General features: G+C 65.4%; 21 protein-coding genes. 14 read left to right on the forward strand and 7 right to left on the reverse strand.

Annotated features, from left to right (window positions below):
- The 3 genes from ACNSN7_RS14075 to ACNSN7_RS14085 form a co-directional block, all read left to right on the forward strand.
- The coding region (locus ACNSN7_RS14075; protein ID WP_418282933.1) for an energy-coupling factor transporter transmembrane component T family protein at positions 1-461 on the forward strand (461 nt) is incomplete at its 5' end.
- A 73-nt stretch (positions 462-534) separates the two neighbouring features.
- Positions 535-1836: an amidohydrolase gene (locus ACNSN7_RS14080; RefSeq protein WP_418282934.1), complete on the forward strand. Its 1302-nt coding sequence runs from the start codon at positions 535-537 to the stop codon at positions 1834-1836.
- A 49-nt stretch (positions 1837-1885) separates the two neighbouring features.
- Entirely contained in the window at positions 1886-2113 is a 228-nt protein-coding gene (locus tag ACNSN7_RS14085; protein WP_418282935.1) for a hypothetical protein, read from the forward strand.
- A gap of 298 nt (positions 2114-2411) precedes the next feature.
- Here the strand turns inward: ACNSN7_RS14085 and ACNSN7_RS14090 are convergent, their stop codons facing one another.
- Complete coding sequence (locus ACNSN7_RS14090) at positions 2412-3431, reverse strand: disk-shape morphogenesis protein volactin (protein ID WP_418282936.1); 1020 nt, start codon at positions 3429-3431, stop codon at positions 2412-2414.
- Positions 3432-3499: 68 nt separating this feature from the next.
- Entirely contained in the window at positions 3500-4387 is an 888-nt protein-coding gene (locus ACNSN7_RS14095; protein WP_418282937.1) for a cell division protein CdpA domain-containing protein, read from the reverse strand.
- 86 nt (positions 4388-4473) lie between these two features.
- Between ACNSN7_RS14095 and ACNSN7_RS14100 the strand changes: the two genes are divergently transcribed.
- The 5 genes from ACNSN7_RS14100 to ACNSN7_RS14120 all read left to right on the forward strand — a co-directional run bounded on the left by ACNSN7_RS14100 (position 4474) and on the right by ACNSN7_RS14120 (position 7719).
- On the forward strand, positions 4474-4650 hold the full coding sequence (locus ACNSN7_RS14100; RefSeq protein WP_418282939.1) for a zf-TFIIB domain-containing protein: 177 nt from the start codon (positions 4474-4476) through the stop codon (positions 4648-4650).
- 2 nt (positions 4651-4652) lie between these two features.
- Positions 4653-5336, forward strand: coding sequence for a Rho termination factor N-terminal domain-containing protein (locus ACNSN7_RS14105; protein WP_418282940.1), 684 nt, complete (start codon positions 4653-4655; stop codon positions 5334-5336).
- A 2-nt stretch (positions 5337-5338) separates the two neighbouring features.
- A complete protein-coding gene (locus tag ACNSN7_RS14110; RefSeq protein ID WP_418282941.1) occupies positions 5339-5569 on the forward strand; it encodes a hypothetical protein in 231 nt (76 codons plus the stop codon).
- Positions 5570-5904: 335 nt separating this feature from the next.
- Positions 5905-7038 (forward strand): SPFH domain-containing protein, encoded by a 1134-nt coding sequence (locus ACNSN7_RS14115; protein ID WP_418282942.1) that lies wholly within the window; start codon positions 5905-5907, stop codon positions 7036-7038.
- Positions 7039-7110: 72 nt separating this feature from the next.
- Positions 7111-7719 (forward strand): winged helix-turn-helix transcriptional regulator, encoded by a 609-nt coding sequence (locus ACNSN7_RS14120; RefSeq protein WP_418282943.1) that lies wholly within the window; start codon positions 7111-7113, stop codon positions 7717-7719.
- An 82-nt stretch (positions 7720-7801) separates the two neighbouring features.
- Here ACNSN7_RS14120 and ACNSN7_RS14125 read toward each other — a convergent pair whose 3' ends face one another.
- Complete coding sequence (locus ACNSN7_RS14125) at positions 7802-8053, reverse strand: DUF7123 family protein (protein ID WP_418282944.1); 252 nt, start codon at positions 8051-8053, stop codon at positions 7802-7804.
- Between the two features lie 197 nt (positions 8054-8250).
- Here ACNSN7_RS14125 and ACNSN7_RS14130 point away from each other — a divergent pair, with 197 nt between their 5' ends.
- The gene (locus ACNSN7_RS14130) at positions 8251-10098 is read left to right on the forward strand and encodes a flippase-like domain-containing protein (RefSeq protein WP_418282946.1); all 1848 of its coding nucleotides are present in this window, start codon (positions 8251-8253) and stop codon (positions 10096-10098) included.
- Positions 10099-10865: 767 nt separating this feature from the next.
- Here the strand turns inward: ACNSN7_RS14130 and ACNSN7_RS14135 are convergent.
- The 3 genes from ACNSN7_RS14135 to ACNSN7_RS14145 are packed head-to-tail and all read right to left on the reverse strand — an operon-like array spanning position 10866 to position 15167.
- Positions 10866-11837: an electron transfer flavoprotein subunit alpha/FixB family protein gene (locus ACNSN7_RS14135; protein ID WP_418282947.1), complete on the reverse strand. Its 972-nt coding sequence runs from the start codon at positions 11835-11837 to the stop codon at positions 10866-10868.
- Positions 11834-12598: an electron transfer flavoprotein subunit beta/FixA family protein gene (locus tag ACNSN7_RS14140; protein WP_418282948.1), complete on the reverse strand. Its 765-nt coding sequence runs from the start codon at positions 12596-12598 to the stop codon at positions 11834-11836. The genes ACNSN7_RS14135 and ACNSN7_RS14140 overlap by 4 nt, the downstream gene beginning before the upstream one ends.
- A 34-nt stretch (positions 12599-12632) precedes the next feature.
- On the reverse strand, positions 12633-15167 hold the full coding sequence (locus ACNSN7_RS14145; RefSeq protein ID WP_418282949.1) for a GcvT family protein: 2535 nt from the start codon (positions 15165-15167) through the stop codon (positions 12633-12635).
- A gap of 693 nt (positions 15168-15860) precedes the next feature.
- Here ACNSN7_RS14145 and ACNSN7_RS14150 point away from each other — a divergent pair.
- The gene (locus ACNSN7_RS14150; RefSeq protein WP_418282950.1) at positions 15861-17579 is read left to right on the forward strand and encodes a formate--tetrahydrofolate ligase; all 1719 of its coding nucleotides are present in this window, start codon (positions 15861-15863) and stop codon (positions 17577-17579) included.
- 684 nt (positions 17580-18263) lie between these two features.
- Here the strand turns inward: ACNSN7_RS14150 and ACNSN7_RS14155 are convergent.
- Entirely contained in the window at positions 18264-18641 is a 378-nt protein-coding gene (locus tag ACNSN7_RS14155) for a RidA family protein (protein WP_418282951.1), read from the reverse strand.
- Positions 18642-19122: 481 nt separating this feature from the next.
- Here ACNSN7_RS14155 and ACNSN7_RS14160 point away from each other — a divergent pair, with 481 nt between their 5' ends.
- The 4 genes from ACNSN7_RS14160 to ACNSN7_RS14175 all read left to right on the forward strand — a co-directional run bounded on the left by ACNSN7_RS14160 (position 19123) and on the right by ACNSN7_RS14175 (position 20487).
- Complete coding sequence (locus tag ACNSN7_RS14160; RefSeq protein WP_418282952.1) at positions 19123-19548, forward strand: universal stress protein; 426 nt, start codon at positions 19123-19125, stop codon at positions 19546-19548.
- 28 nt (positions 19549-19576) lie between these two features.
- Positions 19577-19747 (forward strand): hypothetical protein, encoded by a 171-nt coding sequence (locus tag ACNSN7_RS14165; RefSeq protein WP_418282953.1) that lies wholly within the window; start codon positions 19577-19579, stop codon positions 19745-19747.
- Positions 19748-19785: 38 nt separating this feature from the next.
- Positions 19786-19941: a hypothetical protein gene (locus ACNSN7_RS14170; RefSeq protein WP_418282954.1), complete on the forward strand. Its 156-nt coding sequence runs from the start codon at positions 19786-19788 to the stop codon at positions 19939-19941.
- A 120-nt stretch (positions 19942-20061) separates the two neighbouring features.
- Positions 20062-20487: a universal stress protein gene (locus tag ACNSN7_RS14175; RefSeq protein ID WP_418282955.1), complete on the forward strand. Its 426-nt coding sequence runs from the start codon at positions 20062-20064 to the stop codon at positions 20485-20487.
- Positions 20488-20726 lie beyond the last annotated feature (239 nt).

Below are 20726 nucleotides of genomic sequence, written 5' to 3' on the forward strand. Positions count from 1 at the left end.
CCCCCCCCCCCCCCCCCCCCCCCCCGACGCTCGCGAGCTACCGCGTCGTCCTCGTGTTGGTCGTCGCCGCGGCGTACGTGCGGTCGACGCCGGTCCGCGACTCCCGGGCGGCGATCCAACACACGGTTCCCGGACGGGCGGGCGCGTTCCTCGGCGTCGGCGTCGCGTTGGTCTTCCGGTTCCTTCCCCTGCTCACGCGGGACCTGGTGACGGCGCGCGAGGCGATCCGGGCCCGGGGCGGCGGACGTCTGCCGGTTCGCGAACGAATGCGACTCGTCGCCGTCGCGGGGATCAACCGTGCGTTCGGGCGCGCTGACCGGCTTGGGACCGCCCTCTCCGCCCGATGTTTCGCGTGGAACCCGACGCTCCCCAGGCTCTCGTTCGGCCGCGGTGACTACCTCGTCATCGCGGTCGGTATCGGGTTGCTGGTGACCGCCGTGAGAAGCAGCGTCCCGTACTGACCTGCGATCGGTCGGGACGTCGCTCGTCGCCGAGAACGGAAGGCGTTAGGTGGCCGGCGAGGCACCGACTCGTATGGACACGCTGTACGTCGCGGGCGGACGGGTGCTGCACCCGGACGGCTCCGTGAGCGAGGCGGACGTACTGGTCGATCGGGAGACGGGGACGATCGATGACGTCGGCCCCGACCTCGACGCCGACGCCTCGGAGACGCTCGACGCGGACGGCTCGCTGGTAATGCCCGGACTCGTCAACTCCCACACGCACGTCTCGATGACGCTCTTGCGCGGCTACGCCGACGACAAGCCGCTCGACGCGTGGTTACGGGAGGACATCTGGCCCACCGAGGCGGAACTCACCCCTGACGACATCGAGGCGGGTGCCGCGCTCGGCGCGCTGGAGATGATCCGCTCGGGGACGACCGCGTTCGCGGACATGTACTTCGCGATGGACCGCGTCGCCGACGTCGTCGACCGGGCGGGAATGCGCGCGCGACTCGGCCACGGCGTGGTGACCGTCGGGAAGGACGACGCGGACGCGCTCGCCGACGTCGAGGAGAGCATCGAGGTCGCGTCGGAGCTCGACGGCGCGGCCGACGGTCGGATCCACACCGCGTTCATGCCCCACTCGTTGACGACGGTCGGCGAGGAGTACCTCCGCGAGGGGATCGAACTGGCGGCCGAGCGGGGCGTTCCGGTCCACCTCCACGCGAACGAGACGGCCGACGAGGTCGACCCGATCGTCGACGAGCGCGGCGTCCGACCGATCGAGTACGCCGCGGAGATCGGCGCGCTCGACGGCGAGAACTTCTTCGCGCACGGCGTTCACGTCGACGGCGGGGAGATCGAACTGCTCGCCGAGTCGGGGACGTCGATCGTTCACTGCCCGGCCTCGAACATGAAACTCGCCAGCGGCATGGCCCCGGTCCAGCGACTCCGCGAGGCGGGCGTCACGGTCGCGCTCGGCACCGACGGCGCTGCCTCGAACAACGATCTGGACCTGTTCGACGAGATGCGCGACGCGGCGATGGTCGGGAAACTCGCTGCCGCCGACGCCTCGGCGGTCCCCGCGGAGGCCGTCGTCGAGATGGCGACCGCGGCGGGTGCGGACGCGCTCGGCCTCCCGGGCGGCCGGATCGCGGAGGGGGCCGCCGCCGACCTCGCGATCGTCGACCTGGACGCCCCGCATCTCACGCCGCTTCACGACGTCGTCTCCCACCTCGCGTATGCGGTCCGGGGCAGCGACGTGCGCCACACCGTGTGTGACGGCCGGGTGCTGATGCGGGACCGCGAGGTGCTCACGCTCGACGCCGACGCGGTCACGGAGCGCGCTGCCGCCGCGGCACGCGACCTCATCGCACGCGCGGCCGGGGAGTGATGCAGTGATGGTCACTTTCTTGTGGATCGGGGCGGATCCGTGAGATAGTATGGGAGCTCTCGACGCGTTCGGAACCCTGGCTAGTGCAGTGCTCGCGACCATCGTCATGTTGGCGTTCGCCATCCTGAGCCTCTTCGTCACCGTGTTCGTGGTGGACGCGGCCGCGGCGATCGGCGGGCTGAACCCGGCTGACGGGTTCGTCGTTCTCGGAGCGACGATCCTCGCCGCTGCCGCGATCCTCGCCGGCGGCGTCGGCTTCGCAACGCCCGAGCAATAAGAGCCGCACCCCCGGCGCGTATACGGGTCGCCGTGGTGTCATCGGACTGTTGGCGGGAGGTCGTCAGGCCGTTTACGATTCGACGACGGAGACAAGGGGAACGGTCGAAACGCTCTCAGAAGAGAGGTTTCGGTGAAACGGTCACTGAGATGGCCGAAGAACTCGTACCTCCGACTCGTTCGTGATCGGTGCGATGGGAACCCGATCATGAGTCCTGCCCCGTCCTTTCGACCGAGACTCGCGGTTGTGGGTCGTCAAGCGGTAGCACAAACCCGCAGTAGGGCGGCGAAGCGTGGCGCTACTCCTCCGTGTCGTCGTCTTCGGGCGCTTCCGTGTCGTCTTCCTCCTCCGAGCGAGCGGCGACCAGTGCGCCGCTGGCGACGCTGTACATCGGCTCGTCCGGCGAGTGAACGTCGCTGATCGAGAAGGGGATGTTCGCGTCCTGGAAGTGCTCGGCGAACAGGTCCTCGAAACCGTTGGGTGTGGAGGTGCCGCCCGTGACGACGACCGGCACGTCGAGGCCCTCCTCGACGTCCTCCTCGTCGACCTCCCTGGTGATGTTTTCGATCACGTAGTCCAACAGGTTCTCGTAGTAGATCGCGAGTGCGCCCTTGACGCCGCCGACGTCGGTCTTGAAGTCCAACTCGAAGTCGTCCTCCTTGATGCTGGTCACCTTATCGACCGGCGTCCCCGTCGCCTGCGCCGTCTGTTCGTCGACCCAGTCTCCGCCGCGGGCGATGGAGAACTTCATCACGGGCACCGCGTAGTAGGCCAGACAGACGTTGGTCATGCCGGCACCGAAGCTGATCCCGAGGCCGGTGAAGTTGTTATCGGCGAGCTCGGAGTAGATGACCGCCATTCCCTCGTTGATCGGCTCCGGATCGTACCCCATGTCAGCGAGCATCGATTCGAGGGTTTTCTCGTGGTACAGCGTCGACAGATCGGAATCGATTGGATCGGCCGGGCTCGAATAGTACAGTCGCTCGTTGTGTCTCGAGGGTTCGCCGACGACCTGTTCGGTGATGAGCTTGATCATCGGGATCGCCGAGGACTCGTCGCTGGAGAGGATCCCGTGTTGCATCGGTCGGCGGGTCTCTTTGTTGAATATGTTCGCAAAGTTGAGCGCATCGTCGCCGACGACGTACACCTTTTCACCCTTCCGGATGTGGAGGACCTCGCTCCGTGAGAGCATCTGTTCGGCCATGTCGCTGTACTCGATCTCGACGAACGAGTTCCGCTGTTGCACGAAGACGGTTTCGGCACCTTCCTGTCGTGCAGAGAGAATGTTCATCGTGCCAACGTCTAGTCCCTTTGCCATATGTGGAAGTCAGAATCGATCCATATAAGTTTTTATTGGGTGAGAGATCGAGCGGTTCAAAGCGGGCCTCAAAACAGATCTCGAACCCGCTCGAACAGCGACCGGTTCGCTGCGGCGGTGCGTTCCTCCTCGCGCTGCCGTTCCCGGAGTTTGCGGAGCGCGTCCGCCTGGTCGTCGGTGCTGCCGCCGCTGGCCGTTTCGACCTCTCCACCCTGCAGACCTTTGAGCTGGCTAACCGCGTCCGCGACGCTGTTGTCGGCGGTGCGAGTTTCGGTCCCCGAGTCCGGCAGCGCGTCGCGGTCGATGTCGTCGATGGCGCTGGTGTCTAGGGTCAACCGGCGCGACTCCGTGCGCGCGACGCCTCCCCACGAGAGCTCGGCGTCCTCAAGTGCACCGTCGATGTCGGCGCGGACCTGTTCGTCGGTGACGGTCTCGCCGTCGGTCTCCTTGTCGGCGGAATCGGCCGCCGACGTCCTGCCGGCCGCGCGTTCGACACGGTGGGCGACGAGTGCCGCGCCGGTCGCCGAGACGACCAGCGCGATGCCGACGCTGTAAACGGCGATCCCTTGGGCGCTGTAGTCCGGCGGGTTCGTCACGTTCCAGTCATGTGGATACGCCCACACGAAGATCGCGATGGCACCAACGGTGGTCAGCGTGCCGGCGGCGGCGACGTACAGCATGCGTTTGTCGACCGGCAGCAGCACGACGGTCCCCAAAAGCAGCGTTGGAAGCCCGAGCGCGGCAGCGACGACGGCGACCTCCCGGACGGCGTACGTCGAGAGGGTGTTTGCGGGCAGCGTCGCGCTGTATAGAAACACCACGACGCCGACTGCACCGAGCACCAACCCGCCGAAAAACAGCCCGAAGCCGGCGTAGACATCCACCGCACGGTCCGGATCGCCGATGTACCGTCGGTAGTAGCGAAGGAGCTGGTTCGAATCGGTGGCCTCACTCATGCGTGGGATGTTTGTGGCGATGATAATTACTGTTCCCCCGACCCCAGTGTTTTAGCTATTGGACACGAAGTCGGAACCGATCTACAGTGGAACCGGACTGTCCACGGTGTGGGAACGAGCTGACGACGTTCTCGCTAGCTGGCGTCGAAGCCCTCAGTTGCGAGACGTGTGGCTACGTCGGCCTTGAGGCTGACCACACTGGCAAGCCGAGAGCCGACGAGAGCTGGGAGACGGCAATCCGGCGGTTTCACGACGATCGCTGACCATGCCATCAATCGAGATCACCGACGAACAGCACGACCGTATCACCACGTTACGCGAGGAGCTCGCGGCTGCCCACGAAAACGACTACACCTCGGTCACCGTGCCGGACGTTCTCGCGTACCTGCTTGATCTTGCCGACACGGTCGACGACCCGGACCGACGGGCCGAGATCGATACGGCCGACGGCGAGGACGCCGGCCCTCGTCCGTTTCCCCGCGTGGAGCTCAAAGCGGCACTCAGCGATCGCACCCGCCGGCAGAGCGAGGACGGTGCCGAGTCACCGATGGACCTGTACAGCATCGCTGCCGAATACGATATCACTGGTCGCAGCAACCTGACGAAACGGGAGCTCATCACGGCGATCCTTGATGCGACCGAACAACGCTACACCGACCCGTTCGCGCCCGTTGACGTTGACTTCCCCGACACCGTCACCGACGAGGCGGAACCGGACGCTGATGACGGGGAGGATGCCGATCCCGACGCCGGCGAGCCGGACGGATCCGACGCGGGCGACGGCGGCGCTGGCCAGCTCAACGCGATGCTGGACCTGCTCGACACCCACAGTGACAAGTGGGAGTCGGGCAACGGCGACGCCCGTTATGAAGTCACGCTGCCGGACGGTAGCGTCGAGTCGGCACGCACGAAAGACGACGTCCGCGCTCTTCTGTTCAGACACTACTGATCATGGGACTGCTCGATACGCTTGCGTCGTGGCTCGGGCTTCGTGACGAGAACGACGGGACGGAAGACGGTTCCGTGACCGACGACGTGGTCGATGACGAGCCGAAACTCGATCCGGACGGCGTGACCGAAACCCGGGTCACGACGACGGACGCCGCCGTCGACGCACTCAAGCGAACTCGGAGCGAGGCTGACGACACGGAGGAGACGGACGACGTCACGTCCGAGGAGTGACCGTTCGTCAGGCGTCCAGTCCACCAGTTTCGAACGCCGGTCCGTCGCCACAGCGTCGGAGCGGTCCCACGACCGACGGGAAGTGTCTCCCGTTTCGCGCGGACCGGAGAGATCACCCGTTTCGCGCGGGCACGACTCGCGTGTCGACTCGGTCGATGGGCGTCGTCGACTCGGTCGATGAACGATCGCGAACGACGTTGATGCCGGTCAGGATCGCCGGACGCCTCGAAAACTGGTATGAACGGTTCACGATCGACCCAGCGGAGACGGCGGATGGGAGGTGTATCGCCGATCGTAGCCGAAGTATTAAGCCACTGATAGCCTTATCCGTGCGTATGGATCTCTTTCCCCTCCAATTCGAGTTCGGACTGGTGAGCATCGGCTTGCTGTTCGTCCTGCTGGTGGTCGTCACGCTCTGGCAGTCGTTCGCGATCGTCGACGCCTACGAGAAGGAGGCGCTCACGGTGTTCGGCGAGTACCGGAAGCTGCTCGAACCCGGTATCAACCTCATTCCGCCGTTCGTCTCGCGGACGTACGCGTTCGACATGCGGACCCAGACGCTTGACGTGCCCCGTCAAGAGGCGATAACGCGGGATAACTCGCCGGTGACGGCCGACGCGGTGGTGTACATCAAGGTGATGGACGCGAAGAAGGCGTTCCTGGAGGTCGACGACTACAAGAACGCCGTCTCGAACCTCGCACAGACCACCCTCCGGGCCGTCCTCGGCGACATGGAGCTCGACGACACGCTGAACAAACGTCAGGAGATAAACGCGAAGATCCGCCAGGAGCTCGACGAGCCGACCGACGAGTGGGGGATCCGCGTCGAATCGGTCGAGGTCCGCGAGGTGAATCCCTCGAAGGAGGTCCAGCAGGCGATGGAACAGCAGACGTCGGCGGAGCGCCGCCGCCGCGCGATGATCCTGGAAGCGCAGGGGGAACGCCGTTCCGCCGTCGAGCAGGCCGAGGGTGACAAGCAGTCGAACATCATCCGCGCGCAGGGTGAAAAGCAGAGCCAGATCCTCGAAGCGCAGGGGGACGCCATCTCGACCGTGTTGCGCGCGCGCTCGGCCGAATCGATGGGCGAACGCGCGATCATCGAGCGGGGCATGGAGACCTTAGAGGAGATCGGCAAAGGCGAGTCCACCACGTTCGTGCTCCCCCAGGAGCTCACCAGCCTCGTCGGCCGCTACGGCAAGTCGCTCTCCGGCTCCGACGTCCAGCAGTCCGAGGGACTCGAGGGGCTGGAGTTCGACGACGACACGCGCAAGATGCTCGGGCTCGACGACATCGATGAGATCCTCGGGCAGATCGACGAGGCGGCCGAGATGGACGTCGAGGAGCTCGAAAAGGAGGCGGAGGCGGTCAAATCCGGCGGTGCCGGCGCGAACATCAGATCCGCCGACGAGGTCATCCAGGAGATGGACGACGAACCCGCCGGCGGCGACGTCGAGCGCGAGACGGAGTAGTCGGCGCGGTCGCTTCGATCTCGAACCGTTGCTCCCGAAGCCCTTTTGCCGATAGGGAGGCTCTCTCAGGTAGTGACGGACGGTGTCGACGAGCGGAAACGGGAGACTCTGCGACGGTTCGCGGCCGTCGGAGCCGCGGCTCCGTTCGTCGGCACCGCGAGCGGCTCGGCCGACGGCGACGACAACGAGACTCGCGAGGCGATCCGCGGATACGTGCGGACGACGCCGGGTGCGCACTTCTCGAAGCTTCGCGACGACCTCAAACTCGGAACCGGCGAGACGCAACACCACCTCGGTCGACTTGAGACCGACGGCGAGGTGACGTCGGTGAAGGACGCGGACTACCGGCGGTACTTCCAGGCGGGGCGCTTCGACGACCTCGACAGACGGGCGCTCGGCTACCTCCGACGCGACACGCCCAGAGGGATGATGATCGCGCTGCTTCGGGAGCCGGAGACGACCGGTGCGGAGCTGGCGGCGGCGCTTGACGTGTCGCGACCGGCGATCAGTACGGCCGCCGGCGATCTCGCGGACGCCGGCCTGCTGGACCGCTCGGACGGCTACGAACTGACGGAGCCGGAGCGAGTGCTCGCGCTGATCGTCCGATACGCCGACTCCTTCGACGCCGCCGCCACCGCACTCGCGGACGACGCGGCGTCGCTCGTCAGGTACGATCCGTAGCCGGTTTCAATACGTCGTAGCCGGTCTCGAAGCGCTTCGATGCGTCTGCTATCGATGGCGTGGGGCCGTTCACGGGACTCGGCTACGTCGTCACCATCCACGTCGTTCCGGACGAGTAGCCCCACTTCTCGACGTCGATATCGGTCGCGGCGTCGGCGACGGCAGCCATGTTCGCCCCGACTTCCTTTGCCGACAGATCGAGGTCGTCGGCGATCAGCCGTGATTTGAAATACGTTCGGCTGTCGGCGTGTTCGTGGAGGTACACCAGGATCCGTGTCTGTTTGTCCGAGAGTCCCGTCGACGCGGTGGTGGGGTCCGCGTGTGCCGTGCTCATATGGTTTAACAGGCGTTCGTTCACTATAAGCCGGTTGGTAGGTTCGGTTAATCCCGCGGTGTCGTGCGAGCCGAATCGACTGGTCCGACTCGGTCCCCGTGGGATCGACGTGACCGATCGGGGGTCGACCCGTCGGAGTGAGCGTTCCACTCTCGGGTTCAGAAGGTACTTACCTTCGCCCGAGCCAGTACTCCCCAATGAGCGGATCGGTCGACGGCCCCTCCGTCAGCGTCGTTCTCCCGGCGTACAACGAGGAACGGACGATAGAGGGGACCGTCGAGACGACGCTGTCGACGCTCTCCGAGTTCCTTCCGCCCGGATCCTTCGAGGTGATCGTCGCCGAGGACGGCTGTGACGACCGGACGCCGGAGATAGCCAGCCGGATAGCCGACGCCGACGACCGCGTTCGACACCTCCACAGCGAGGAGCGTCTGGGACGGGGCGGCGCGCTGGAGTACGCCTTCGCGGCCGCCGCCGGCGACACGCTCGTCTACTTCGATACGGACCTGGCCACGGACATGCGTCACTTAGCGGAACTCGTCTCCGCGGTCCGCAGCGACGGGTACGACGTCGCCACGGGGTCGCGATGGTTCCCCGGCCACACCGCGGACCGGCCGGCCAAGCGCGGGATCCCGTCGAGGGCGTTCAACGGACTCGTTCGCCTGTTCCTTCGGTCGGACCTCCGCGATCACCAGTGCGGGTTTAAGGCGATGTCCCGCGAGGCGTTCGAGACGCTTCGGGACGACGTCGAGGACACCCACTGGTTCTGGGACACCGAACTGCTCGTCCGCGCCCAGCGCGAGGGGATGACGGTCACGGAGTTCCCGGTCGACTGGGAGCCGAAGGGGGACACGAAAGTCGACCTCGTTCGGGACGTGCTCGGGATGGGGTCGAGCATCGTGCGCCTGTGGTGGCAGCTGTCGGTCCACCCTCGGATCACGCGCCGGGTGACGTTGCTCGCGGGGGTTCTGCTCGTCGCTGCCGCCGTCGCCCTGATGAGCGCGTACCTCGACCCGGCCGAGGTGATCGCCGAGATGCGGAACGCGGACCTCGGCCTCGTCGCCGCCGCGACCGCGCTGTACGCGGCCTCGTGGCCCGTCCGCGGCTACCGGTACCGCGACATCCTCCGGGAACTCGGGTTCACGGAACGCATCGGATTTCTCACGGGCGCGATCTTCGTCTCACAGACGGGGAACCTCGTGTTCCCGGCCCGAGCCGGGGACGCGGTTCGCGCGTACATCGTGAAGATGCGACGGGGGATCCCGTACCCCTCGGGGTTCGCCTCGCTGGCGGCCGAGCGCGTGTTCGACCTCCTCACGCTCGCCGGGCTGGCGGGGGTCGTCCTGGTCGGCTACGCGGCGTCCGGGGAACTGGCGCTCGTCGTCGACGCGGCGTTCGGGGCCGGCGTCGAGGCGGACAGTGCCGGACGCACGGCCGTCGTCGTCGCGGCGGTCGTCGGGACGGCGGCGGTCGCCGCGGTCGTCGGGATCGCGCTGTCGGCCCGCTCCGACGCCAACCGCATCCGGACGCTGGTGACTCGGATCAGTAGCGACTCGTACGGCGAGTACGTCGCGAGCGTTCTGGAGCGGTTCGTCGGCGACGTCCAGCGCGTCGGCGGGAATCCCGCGGCGTTCGGCCGCGTCGGTGCAACGAGCGTTCTCATCTGGGTCATCGACGTGCTCGTCGCGGCGATCGTACTGGCGGCGTTCGGCGTCGAACTCGCCCCCGTCACCCTGCTTGCCGTCTGTTTCTTCGCGGTCAGCGTCGGCAACCTCGCGAAGGTGTTGCCGCTCTCTCCCGGCGGGATCGGTCTGTACGAGGGCGCGTTCACGGTGCTTGTCGTCGGACTGACGCCGGTCGGCGCGGCGACCGCGCTCGGCGCGGCGATCGTCGATCACGCAGTGAAAAACGTCGTCACGATCGTCGGCGGGGTCGTCTCGATGCTGGCGCTCAACGTCTCGCTGACCACCGCCGTCGAGGAGACTGACGACGTCGCCGACGTCGACGGTGGCGAGACGCTTCCCGATCCGGAAACCGCCGAGTAGACGCCCGTCTCGTGGGCGCTCAATGACACGCTTCGATCCGATAGCCGTGCGTGTCGCGCGGCTCCGACGGCCGCACCGAGACGTCTCTCCCGCACAAAAATCATGTAATTATTGTATGTCTCTCTATCTGACTCATATACTCAAGCGGCGATCGAACGGGTATGGACGATCGATCTTATATATGTCTAAAATATCAGTATTATATATTAATATCCTATTTATTAGAGAATATGTACCATATATGTCCAAATAACGGTCGATCGGCCATACATAACACGATCGAACCTGATCGGTGATACGGAACCGAGAAGGGCACTATCCTTGATTTTCGGCCGTGCTATCCTGCTTCAATGAGATCGACGTTGTATCAGAAGATATAGAAATACTTGAATAGCTCCAGCATAGAGTACTTATTTGGGTTCAAATCCGACGGTCCTGATCGTCGGGTCCGTTCGCCCCTCGATGGCCGACCCGGACCCGCCGGATCGAGTCGCGGGCCGCGCTCGTGACCTGTCGATAGTAATGAGATTACATCACTATTCGCGTAACGAGAACACAACTAGATCTAATCCTGACATGTTATGTTTCGAGCCACTGCCGGGCTGACCCAGCCGCTTCGGGTCAGGGTCGGATGACGGGTCAAGAGGGGTGACGGTTCAGGAAGGGTGACGGTTCAGGAACGGGTACCGATTCGGGAACGGGTGATTGCTCGGGACCCGGACGGCCCGTGCGGAGACGGCTTCGCTCCGATCAGAACCGATCCGGACTCACTGCTTCGCGCGGATCGCGTCGTTCAGTTCCGGAAGCACCTCGTGAAGGTCGCCGATCACCGCCCAGTCGGCCTTCTGGATGATCGCCGCCTCGGGATCGGTGTTGATCGCGAGGATCGTCTCGGCACCCTTACAGCCGACCATGTGCTGAACGGCACCGCTGATCCCGGCCGCGATGTAGATGTCGGGACTGATCTTCGCGCCGGTCTGTCCGATCTGGTCGTCGTGGGGTCGCCATCCCTCGTTGACCGCGGCTCGCGACGCGCCGACGGTGCCGCCAAGCAGTTCGGCCAACTCCTCTAAGTCGCCGTAGTCGTCGCCGCCGACGCCGCGCCCGCCACCGACGACGACGCGTGCCTCGCCCAGCGGGACGCCCTCCTCGTCGCTGGACTCGACGCGATCGATGCTCACCCGAAGATGGGCGTCGTCGAGCGACGGCTCGAACTCGGTGACGACCGGATCGGTCGCCGCCTCGGCCTCCTCGATCGGGTACTCGTGTTCGGCCGCGCTCACCAGCTTCGTCGCCGCCTCCAGTCGGGCGTGTTCGAGCAGGCTCCCGCCCCACCGGTTGCGCCGCAGGTCGTAGCCGTCGTCGTCGACGCCGTCGACCCCGACGCAGTTCGTCGCCGCCGGCGCGTCGAGGGTCGCCCCGGCGTGAGCCAGTACCTCGTGTCCGCGGTCGGTTCCGGGCGCGACGACCGCGTCCGTCCCGACCTCCTCGGCCAGTTGTGCGAGCCCTTCGCCCCACGCGTGGGGCGCGTAGCCGTCGAGCGCCTCGTGGGTGACGTGGTGGACCTCCTCGACGCCGTACGGTCCGAGTTCGTCGGCGACCCCGGCCGCCTCGTCGCCGAAGACGACGGCACCGAGCGACGCGTCCTCAGCATCGGCCAGTTCGCGCGCCAGCGTCAGCGCCTCCAGGGACACCTCGTCCGGGAGACCGCTGTCGTGTTCGACCAGCGTCAGTATCATAACAGGTCCACCTCCGAATCGAGGACCTCGACGACGTTGGCGACGGCATCGGACCCCTCACCGAGGATCTCGGCCTCGCTTTCGGCCGTCTCGGGCGCTTCGAGCCGCACCTTCTCGAACGTTCCCGGCCCGGCCGTGCCGTCGGGTTCGCGACTCGGAACCTCCTGGTTGCGCGCCTGCATCTTCGCGCGCATCGAGGCGTACCGCGGCTCGTTGATCCCTTCTTTGACGGCCACGACGGCCGGAAGGTCGATCTCGTACACCTCCTCGCCGCCGGCGATCTCGCGTTTCGCGATCGCCGTCCCGTCCTCGACGTCGAGCGACTTGATCCCGGTCACGCAGGGAACGCCGAGCTCGCGGGCGACGCGTACGCCCACCTGATAGTTCGCCGTGTCGGCCGATTCGTTGCCGAACAGCAGGAGGTCGAACTCGTCGTCGGCCTCGCGGACGGCGTTTGCGATCGCCGCCGCGGTCGCGCGCGACTCCCACTCCTCTCCGTCGGTCTCCAGCAACGTCGCCTCGTCGGCCTGCATGGCGAGCCCCGTCCGGAGCTGTTCGGTCGCCTCCGACGGACCGAGCGTGAGGACGTGCGATGAGCCGCCGTGTGTCTCCACCTGCTGGATCGCCTCCTCGATCGCGCACTCCTCGTGGGGGCTCATCGTGAACCCCAAGTTGCTCGTGTCTATCTCCTGGTTGTCGTCGGTCAAGACGATCTTCGCACCGGTCTCCGGCACTCGTTTGACACAGGCTAGTACGTTCATGGTGTTGGTCTCGTGGGTGTTGTCTCCGGCGTTTTTAGCTCCGGATGCGCTCGTTCTCGGGGTCGAACAGCGGGCGGCTCCCGGCGACCTCGACGGTCACCGGATACCGCTCGCCCATGTACTCGACCTGCAGGCTCTGTCCCTCCTCGGCGTACTCCGGCGGAAGGTACGCCATCAGGAGGTGCTTCCCGACGCTCGGTCCGGTGCCCGCGCTGGTGACGTACGACTCGCGACCCTCCTCGTCGATGATCACCTCGCCGTCGGGGTCGAGGACCGGCTCGTTGCCGAGCATGAAGCGGCGCTCGCCCTCCGAGGAGACGTGGTCGTCCACCGAGAGGGTACACAGCGTCGCGACGTTGTCCTCCTCGATCGCTTCCGCGTACGCCTCCTTCCCGATGAAGTCGGCGTCTTTCACGCCGTGGAACGTGAGGCCGGCCTCGGCCGGAGTGTACTCCAGTTCGAGCTCGTGCCCGTGGAGCCGGTAGCCCTTCTCCATCCGGCCGGTGGTCCCGTACACGCCCATGCCGACGGGCCGGATGTCGTGTTCCTCGCCCGCCTCGGCGATGACGTCCCAGAGCCGCTGGCCCTGGCCCATCGGGGCGTAGATCTCCCATCCCCTCTCGCCGACGTACGAGAGCCGCATCGCCCACGCGTCGACCTCGCCGACCGTGATCTCCTGGGCGGTGTACGGCGGGAACGCCTCGTGGGACATGTCCTCCTCGGCCACGCTGTCGACGACGTTCCGAGCGTCCGGGCCCCACACGCCGAGCGTACACAGCGACTCCGTCTTGTCGATCATCGTCACGTCGGCGTCCTCCGGGATGTGACTGCCGAACCACGCCTTGTTGGGGCCGGCGTCCACGCCGCCGGTGACGACCCGGTAGTGCTCCTCGCCGAGCCGGGCGATCGTCAGGTCGGCGATGAAGCCGCCGTTCTCCGCGAGTATCGGCGTGTACACCGTCTTTCCGACGTCGACGTCGGTCCGGCCGACCGCCATCCTCTCGATGTAGTCGGGGACGTCCGAACCGACGAAATCGAAGATGCCGAAGCCCATGTCGCCGATCATGGCGACGTTGTCTCGCATGTGGAGGTGCTCGGCGAGGATTATCGGCGACCACCACCTGGCGTCCCACTCGTTGGGACGCGTCAGGTCCGCGAGTTCGCTGTTGTACTCGGTGAGCAGGTCGCGGTTCGACTCGAACCACTGGGGGCGCTCCCAGCCGGCGACCTCGAAGAACTCCGCGTCGAGGTCGTCCTGTCGGTTGTAGAACGGACTCGTCCGGAGCGGACGGGAGCTCTGCCACTGCTCGGACGGGTGGACGATGCCGTAGATCTTCTGGAACCCCTCGTGGGAACGGTTCTTCACGAAGTCCTTCGACGTGCCGTACTGGTAGAACCGGTTGACGTCGGATGCGTGCAGATCGATCTCCGGGTATCCCTGCGTCATCCACTGGGCGACCGCCTCGCCGATCGCTGGCGCTTCCTTGATCCAGACGGCCGCACACGACCAGAGGCCGTCGACGTCCTGTAGCGGACCGAGGAGGGGCCCGCCGTCGGGTGTCTGTGAGAGCAGGCCGTCGATCTCGTGTCGGATCCCCGCCTCGGGATCGTCGAGCAGCTCCGGAACGATCTCCAAGGCATCGCTCATCGACTGTTCGAACGCGTCGTCGGTCAGGGGCGGCTGCGTCGGCGACAGCGGCGACTCCTCGATCGACGGCACGTCGTCGACGTCCCAGAGGATCGGCCGGTGCTGATAGGAGCCGACCTCCAGGTCGTTGCCGTGCTGGCGCTCGTACATCTGGGTGTCCATGTCGCGGACGACCGGGAAGGAGATTTCGCCGTCGTAGTCCTCGAAAAAGGAGATCGGACCGACGCTGACCATCTGGTGGACCGCCGGCGTCAACGGGATCTCCACGCCGGCCATCTCGGCGATCTTCGGGCTCCACAGTCCCGCCGCGATCACGACCTCGCCGGCCTCGACCGTCCCCCGATCCGTCTCGACCGATCGGATCTCCCCGTTCTCGACGTGCATGTCGAGCACCTCGGTGTTCGGCGAGACGGTCAGTCCGCCGTTCGTCGCGTCGTCCGCGCGGGCACGCATCACTTCGCCGGCCCGGAGCGGGTCACACGTTCCGGCACCCTCGCTGTAGAAGCCCCCCTCGAGGATGTCGGTGTTGAGGTACGGCACCAGCTCCTCGATCTCCTCGACGTCGAGGAGTCTCCCCTTCTCTCCCCACGCCTTCGCGGACTGGACGCGTCGCTTGAGCTCCTCCATCCGCTCTTCGGTGCGGGCCACCTCGATCCCGCCGCTGTTCGTGAACGTGTCCATGTCCTTGTACTGCTCGATGCTCCGACGGGTGAGGTGGGTCATCTCCTTGGAGTGTTCGACGGGCATGAGGAAGTTGGAGGCGTGGCCCGTCGAGCCACCGGGGTCCGGGAGCGGCCCCTTGTCCATCAACAGGATGTCGTCGCGGCCCTGCTCCGCGAGGTGGTACGCGAGGCTGTTCCCGACGACTCCCGCACCGATGATGACCGTTCCCGCGCTCGAGGGGAAATCGCTGTCACTCATCGGCGATCGGTCCCTCCGCTCGCTCCCCGTCGAACCGCCGATACCCGTCGATCGGTGTACACTCCGGAGTTACTGTCGTTCGATGTCATCGTCGTTCGATACTGACCGTCGCGTCGATATTAAAATACCTCATTACTGACAAAATCGTTATGAGACGAGTAATATTGATCGCGACGTACGCACCAGGGAGAGGGGCGAGAGCGGATAGTTCGCGTCCGACCCGACGGATCTCTCGTTCGAGGACCGACGCGTTTCCAGCGGCCGATGGATCGACCCCTCATGGAATCGATCGTTCACGTCCCGTTCCACAACTAGTTGTCGTTTTGTTATTTCTTGGTGTTACCCACGCCTCACGGACGGATGACCTCGGCTGCCGAACTCGTGGGAGCGTCACGAGCCGTCCTCCGACTGCGGGACTCGTGTGGCCGTTGTGAACCGGATTCCGACTGCGGGACTCGTGTGGCCGTGTGAAACCGGATTCCGATGCGGGGAACCCGCAGTCGTCCAGGGCGTTCCATGGTGCGGTCCGCTTGAGGGATCGCACGATATATCTCCGTAGACGTCCGGCCATGGCCTATCGACGTCACCGAATATGCGGGACCCGACCGTGTCGCGACGGCGTCGTAAACACGTCGTATTCGGTAGCCTATGAATGTATCAATCCTTATAGTCCAGTCGTGACACGGTCTATGTATGGCCGATTCAAACGAGGACGGCGGATCGATGCCGACCGACTACGAGATCGCACAGTCCGCTGACGCGGATCACATCCTCGACGTCGTCGAACCGTACGGGCTCACGAACGACGACCTCGAACTGTACGGCGACGACAAGGCGAAGGTATCGTTCGACACGATAGAGCGGCTTCGCGAGGAGGAGACGGCGGACGGCAACGTGATTCTGGTCACCGGGATGACGCCGACGCCGCTCGGCGAGGGGAAGACGGTGACGACCGTCGGACTCGGGCAGGCGCTGAACCGGCTCGACAAGGAGGCGCTCGTGGCCATCCGCGAGCCCTCGCTCGGACCGGTGTTCGGCGTGAAAGGCGGGGCCGCGGGGGGCGGCCACTCGCAGGTGCTTCCGATGGAGGACATCAACCTCCACTTCACGGGGGACCTTCACGCGCTCACCTCCGCGCACAACCTCATCTCGACGATGCTCGACAACCACATCAAGCAGGGCAACGAGCTCGACGTCTCGGTCAACATGGTCAACTGGCCGCGCGCGATAGACATGAACGACCGCGCGCTCCGCGAGACCGTCATCGCGCTCGGCGGCGACGTCACGGGAGTTCCCCGGGAGGACGGGTTCATCCTGACGGCCGCCTCCGAACTGATGGCCGTGCTCTGTCTCGCCGACGGCATCGAGGACCTCAAAGAGCGGGTCGCGCGCATCATCGTCGCGTACGACGAGGAGGGTGAGCCGGTCACCGTCGACGACATCGACGCGACGGGTGCCGTCGCGATCCTGCTCAAGGACGCGCTGAAACCAAACGTCGTCCAGACGATCGAGGGAACTCCGGCGTTCGTACACGGCGGCCCGTTCGCGAACATCGCGCACGGAACCAACTCCCTGATCGCCGACGAGGTCGCTGCCAACCTCTCGGAGTACCTCGTCACCGAGGCCGGCTTCGGCTCGGATCTGGGTGCCGAGAAGTTCATGAACATCGTGAGTCGGTTCGGCGACGTCGAACCCGACGCGGTCACCATCGTCGCGTCCGTGCGCGCGCTCAAGTACCACGGACAGGACATGTGGCCGCCGGACGTCGACGCCTTAGAAGCGGAGGACCTCGACGCGCTGGAGGCCGGCTTCCCCAACCTGGACAAACACGTCCGGAACCTCCAGCAGTTCGGCGTTCCGGTCGTCGTCGCGGTCAACCGCTTCCCGCAGGACACCGACGCCGAGGTCGACGCGGTCATCGAGCACTGTGCGGACGAGCTCGACGTCCCCGCCGCGGAGTCGACCGTGTTCGGCGAGGGCGGCGAGGGAGGTATCGAGTTGGCCGAACACCTGATCGACGCGGCCGAGTCCGACTCCGATTTCCGACCGCTCTACGAGCTCGACGCACCGATCGCGGAGAAGATCGAGACCGTCGCGACCGAGATCTACGGGGCCGACGGCGTGGAGTTCAGCAGTAGCGCCGAGGACGACCTCGAACGGATGGCCGAGCTCGGCTTCGACGAGGTGCCGATCTGCATGTCGAAGACGTTCCACTCGCTCAGCGACGACGCGAGCAAGAAGGGCGTCCCGGAGGACTGGACGCTGGAGATCAACGAGATCTACCCGTCCGCCGGGGCCGGGTTCCTCGTGGTGCTCACCGCGGACGTCCTCACGCTGCCCGGCCTCCCCTCCGAGCCGGCCGCCGCCAACATGGAACTCGACGCCGACGGCAGCATCTCCGGACTGTTCTAGACGACCGCTCCGCTCGGATCGTTTTTTAAGATCGCCGGGACTGATACCCGGCGGAATCGAATCTCTCTTCGCTCCGCAGAAACGCACTGAACGGACACACACATTGCGCGATATCGGGAGTGGGTGTTGCAGGTTGTCGGTCGCGATGCGGCATTTAAACGGCCGTGAGCGACGTCGATGGCTACTTATAAAGAACGCATGCGGTGGCGTGCGCCCGTGAGCGGCCGTCAGGCCGCGAACGGCCTCGCGCGAGGGAGTCAGGGGCGGTCGCCGAGTGGTTCCGGCGACCGCCCCTGACGAGGCTGGGGAGGCGTGAGGTACGGTACCGTGCGGGGTGGGACTCAAAGGGGCAGCCGCGAGGGCGAAGCCCGCCGCAGTAAGCACCGCACCGGGCTGTGTGGAGAGGGGCGGCGCGCAGCAAGGCGCGCGAGCCGTCGCGGCTGGGGCTTTGCAGGTGTTCATCGCAGAGTCGGCGATCACTTATAAACACCCGCCAGCAACACCCCCGTTTCACGTATAAACAACCACGCCACCCACCTGATTCACGTACTCCCGCTATCGATCAGGCACACGCCGCGTATCGAGTCTACGAGCAGCGGGCGATGCGCCGCTCGAGGGGTTCGATCGCGGCGACGTCGTCGCCCCGGCCGTTTCCGATTCGATCCGTCGTTCTGCTGGCCGCGTTCACCGCGTCGCGATCGCTTCGATCTCGACGGCCGCTCCCTTCGGTACGTTCCCGACCTCGATCGCGCTGCGTGCGGGCGGCGACGCCTCGAAGAACTCGGCGTACGTCTCGTTCATCTCCTCGAAGTCGTCGATGTCGTCGAGGAACACGCTCACTTTCAATACGTCGTCCATCCCCAGTCCCTCGGACGCGAGGATCGCCTCGACGTTCTCGAGACACTGACGGGTCTGGGCGGCGACCGGCTCGTCGTCGCGCAGCTCGCCGTCCGTCGTCAACGGGAGCTGTCCGGCGGTGAAAAGGAGGTCGTCGGTCGTGGTTGCCTGACTGTACGCGCCGACCGCTGCGGGTGCGTCGTCCGTGCTGACGAGTCGCTTCATCCCGCCGGAGCGACGTGCGGGACGATCATATACCTACCGGCGACGCCGCCCCGATCACATCACGTCCGTAATCCGGTAGTTCGTGGCAGTCGTCCGCGCGTCGTTTTAGTCGTCGGATTCGAACGCTTCTCGGTTCACGAACGGAAGCCAACGGCGGCAACGCGGCGACCAGCGGCAACACGAGAAGCGAGAGAAACCAGGCGAGGCGCTTTCATCGCTGGAGTCCGAAGACGAGCGTTCCGAGAACGAACGCGGTCAGGAGGTCGACGAACGACATTACTCCCGGATCGACTCGGATTCGAGAACCCGATGTCGAACGAGAGAACGGTGACGGCTCCCGTCAGCAGTACCGCTTGAGACACTGGTCCCCCGGTAGTGGTCGTCCGCACGTGGACGGGACCCGCAGGACCGATCTCGCATGACACATGGTAACGCAAAAGTTATGTAACACTCCCGAGATATCACGACCGGGGACGAGGATATGTACGACAACGTTCTGATCGCGACGGACGGGAGTGACGCGGCGGGAGGCTGTGAGGACTACGGCCTGGATCTCGCCGAGGCAATGGACGCGGAAGTACACGCGCTGTACGTGGTCGAAACCGAGGCCACGTACATCCTGACGGTGAACCTCTCCGACGGGGAGATGGACGAGTACAAGGAGTACGGCACGGAGGTCGTTACGGACGTGGTCGAGCGGGCCGCGGAGCGTGGCTTGGACGGGACCGGCGCGGTCAAAACCGGTCGTCCCGCAGAGGAGATCGTCGATTACGCCGCGGACAACGCCATCGACGCCATCGTCATCGGCAAACAGGGGCACGGAGCGATCGATAAACACCTCGGGGGCACCGCCGAGAAGGTCATGTGGATGTCGGAGATTCCGGTGACGGTCATCGGCGGTGAGTGAACCGACCGCGTGACACGACGGAGCACGCATGAACTGGCGCTTTCGGACGCTCGTCCGGCTGTTCCTGCTCCTCGGCGGAGCCGTCTTCTTCGCGACGGGAGTGCTCGGTGGAGACCCGTTCGAGACGCTCATCGGTGCCGCCGGCATCCTCCTCGGTGCCGTCGGACTGGCGTCGGAGCGGTTCGGTTCCGATGACTGACGGTATTTATAAGTTCCATCGTCGACATCGCTTCGGGTATGTCCCAGCGCGTCGCGACCGTCGCCACGATCCTCGCGGTGGTGCTCGCCCTCTGGAGCCTCCGGCTCGTCCTGGCGGGGAACTATTTTCTGGCCGGGACGCTGCTGACGTTCGTCGCCTTCGCGATCTATTTCAGGGAGATCAACATCGAGTAGCGAGCGTCCCCGTTCCCTCCGCGTCTCTCGCCGATCGGCTCTCTCGTGCGGTGTGACTGTCTCGCGGTAGCATGTACCAAAACTATATATGTCGTCTTTCAGATACTCGGACGAAAGGTCATGATGGACTCCATACTGATCGCGACCGACGGAAGCGAGCAGGCGTCGATGGCGGTGGATCACGGGCTCGACCTCGCAGAGTCGTTCGACGCCGAGGTACACGCCATCTACGTCGTCGAGACGGAAGCGTCGTACATCCTCACGGTCGGCGTAAGCGACGAGGAGATGGACGAGTATCGCGCGTACGGTGAGGAGGTCGTCTCCGACGTCGTCGAACGGGCGGAAGCCCGCGGACTCGACGGCGTCGGCGTGGTCAAAACGGGGAAGATCGCACAGGAAGTCGTCGATTACGCCGAGGAAGCGGACGTCGGCGGCGTGATCGTCGCCGAGAGCGGTCGCGGGGCACTCGAGAAGTACCTCGGATCCAGCGCCGAGAAGATCGTCCGGATGTCATCGAAACCGGTCACGGTCGTTCGCTCACCGTAGTGATCGATAGCGGGAGTGGGTGTACCAGATCGGTGGTCTGGTTGTTTATACGTGGAACTGGGGCATTGCTGGGGAGTGTTTATAAGCGATCGACGACTCTGCGATGAACGCCTGCAAAGCCCCCAGCCGCTCGCTTATAAGCGGTCTTACTCGGATCGGCGGTGAACACCTGCAAAGCCCCAGCCGCGACGACTCGCGCGCCTTGCTGCGCGCCGCCCCTCTCCACACAGCCCGGTGCG

The sequence above is a fragment of the Halorubrum rarum genome, from assembly GCF_048380895.1.
GTDB lineage: Archaea > Halobacteriota > Halobacteria > Halobacteriales > Haloferacaceae > Halorubrum.

Bases quoted from the DNA above. Each gene is read 5' to 3' on its own strand.
- ACNSN7_RS14115 (WP_418282942.1), top strand. From the start codon at position 5,905: ATGGATCTCTTTCCCCTCCAATTCGAGTTCGGACTGGTGAGCATCGGC.
- ACNSN7_RS14090 (WP_418282936.1), bottom strand. From the start codon at position 3,431: ATGGCAAAGGGACTAGACGTTGGCACGATGAACATTCTCTCTGCACGA.
- ACNSN7_RS14135 (WP_418282947.1), bottom strand. From the start codon at position 11,837: ATGATACTGACGCTGGTCGAACACGACAGCGGTCTCCCGGACGAGGTG.
- ACNSN7_RS14105 (WP_418282940.1), top strand. From the start codon at position 4,653: ATGCCATCAATCGAGATCACCGACGAACAGCACGACCGTATCACCACG.
- ACNSN7_RS14085 (WP_418282935.1), top strand. From the start codon at position 1,886: ATGGGAGCTCTCGACGCGTTCGGAACCCTGGCTAGTGCAGTGCTCGCG.
- ACNSN7_RS14140 (WP_418282948.1), bottom strand. From the start codon at position 12,598: ATGAACGTACTAGCCTGTGTCAAACGAGTGCCGGAGACCGGTGCGAAG.
- ACNSN7_RS14130 (WP_418282946.1), top strand. From the start codon at position 8,251: ATGAGCGGATCGGTCGACGGCCCCTCCGTCAGCGTCGTTCTCCCGGCG.
- ACNSN7_RS14165 (WP_418282953.1), top strand. From the start codon at position 19,577: ATGAACTGGCGCTTTCGGACGCTCGTCCGGCTGTTCCTGCTCCTCGGC.
- ACNSN7_RS14160 (WP_418282952.1), top strand. From the start codon at position 19,123: ATGTACGACAACGTTCTGATCGCGACGGACGGGAGTGACGCGGCGGGA.
- ACNSN7_RS14110 (WP_418282941.1), top strand. From the start codon at position 5,339: ATGGGACTGCTCGATACGCTTGCGTCGTGGCTCGGGCTTCGTGACGAG.
- ACNSN7_RS14145 (WP_418282949.1), bottom strand. From the start codon at position 15,167: ATGAGTGACAGCGATTTCCCCTCGAGCGCGGGAACGGTCATCATCGGT.
- ACNSN7_RS14170 (WP_418282954.1), top strand. From the start codon at position 19,786: ATGTCCCAGCGCGTCGCGACCGTCGCCACGATCCTCGCGGTGGTGCTC.
- ACNSN7_RS14150 (WP_418282950.1), top strand. From the start codon at position 15,861: ATGGCCGATTCAAACGAGGACGGCGGATCGATGCCGACCGACTACGAG.
- ACNSN7_RS14125 (WP_418282944.1), bottom strand. From the start codon at position 8,053: ATGAGCACGGCACACGCGGACCCCACCACCGCGTCGACGGGACTCTCG.
- ACNSN7_RS14175 (WP_418282955.1), top strand. From the start codon at position 20,062: ATGATGGACTCCATACTGATCGCGACCGACGGAAGCGAGCAGGCGTCG.
- ACNSN7_RS14155 (WP_418282951.1), bottom strand. From the start codon at position 18,641: ATGAAGCGACTCGTCAGCACGGACGACGCACCCGCAGCGGTCGGCGCG.
- ACNSN7_RS14080 (WP_418282934.1), top strand. From the start codon at position 535: ATGGACACGCTGTACGTCGCGGGCGGACGGGTGCTGCACCCGGACGGC.
- ACNSN7_RS14095 (WP_418282937.1), bottom strand. From the start codon at position 4,387: ATGAGTGAGGCCACCGATTCGAACCAGCTCCTTCGCTACTACCGACGG.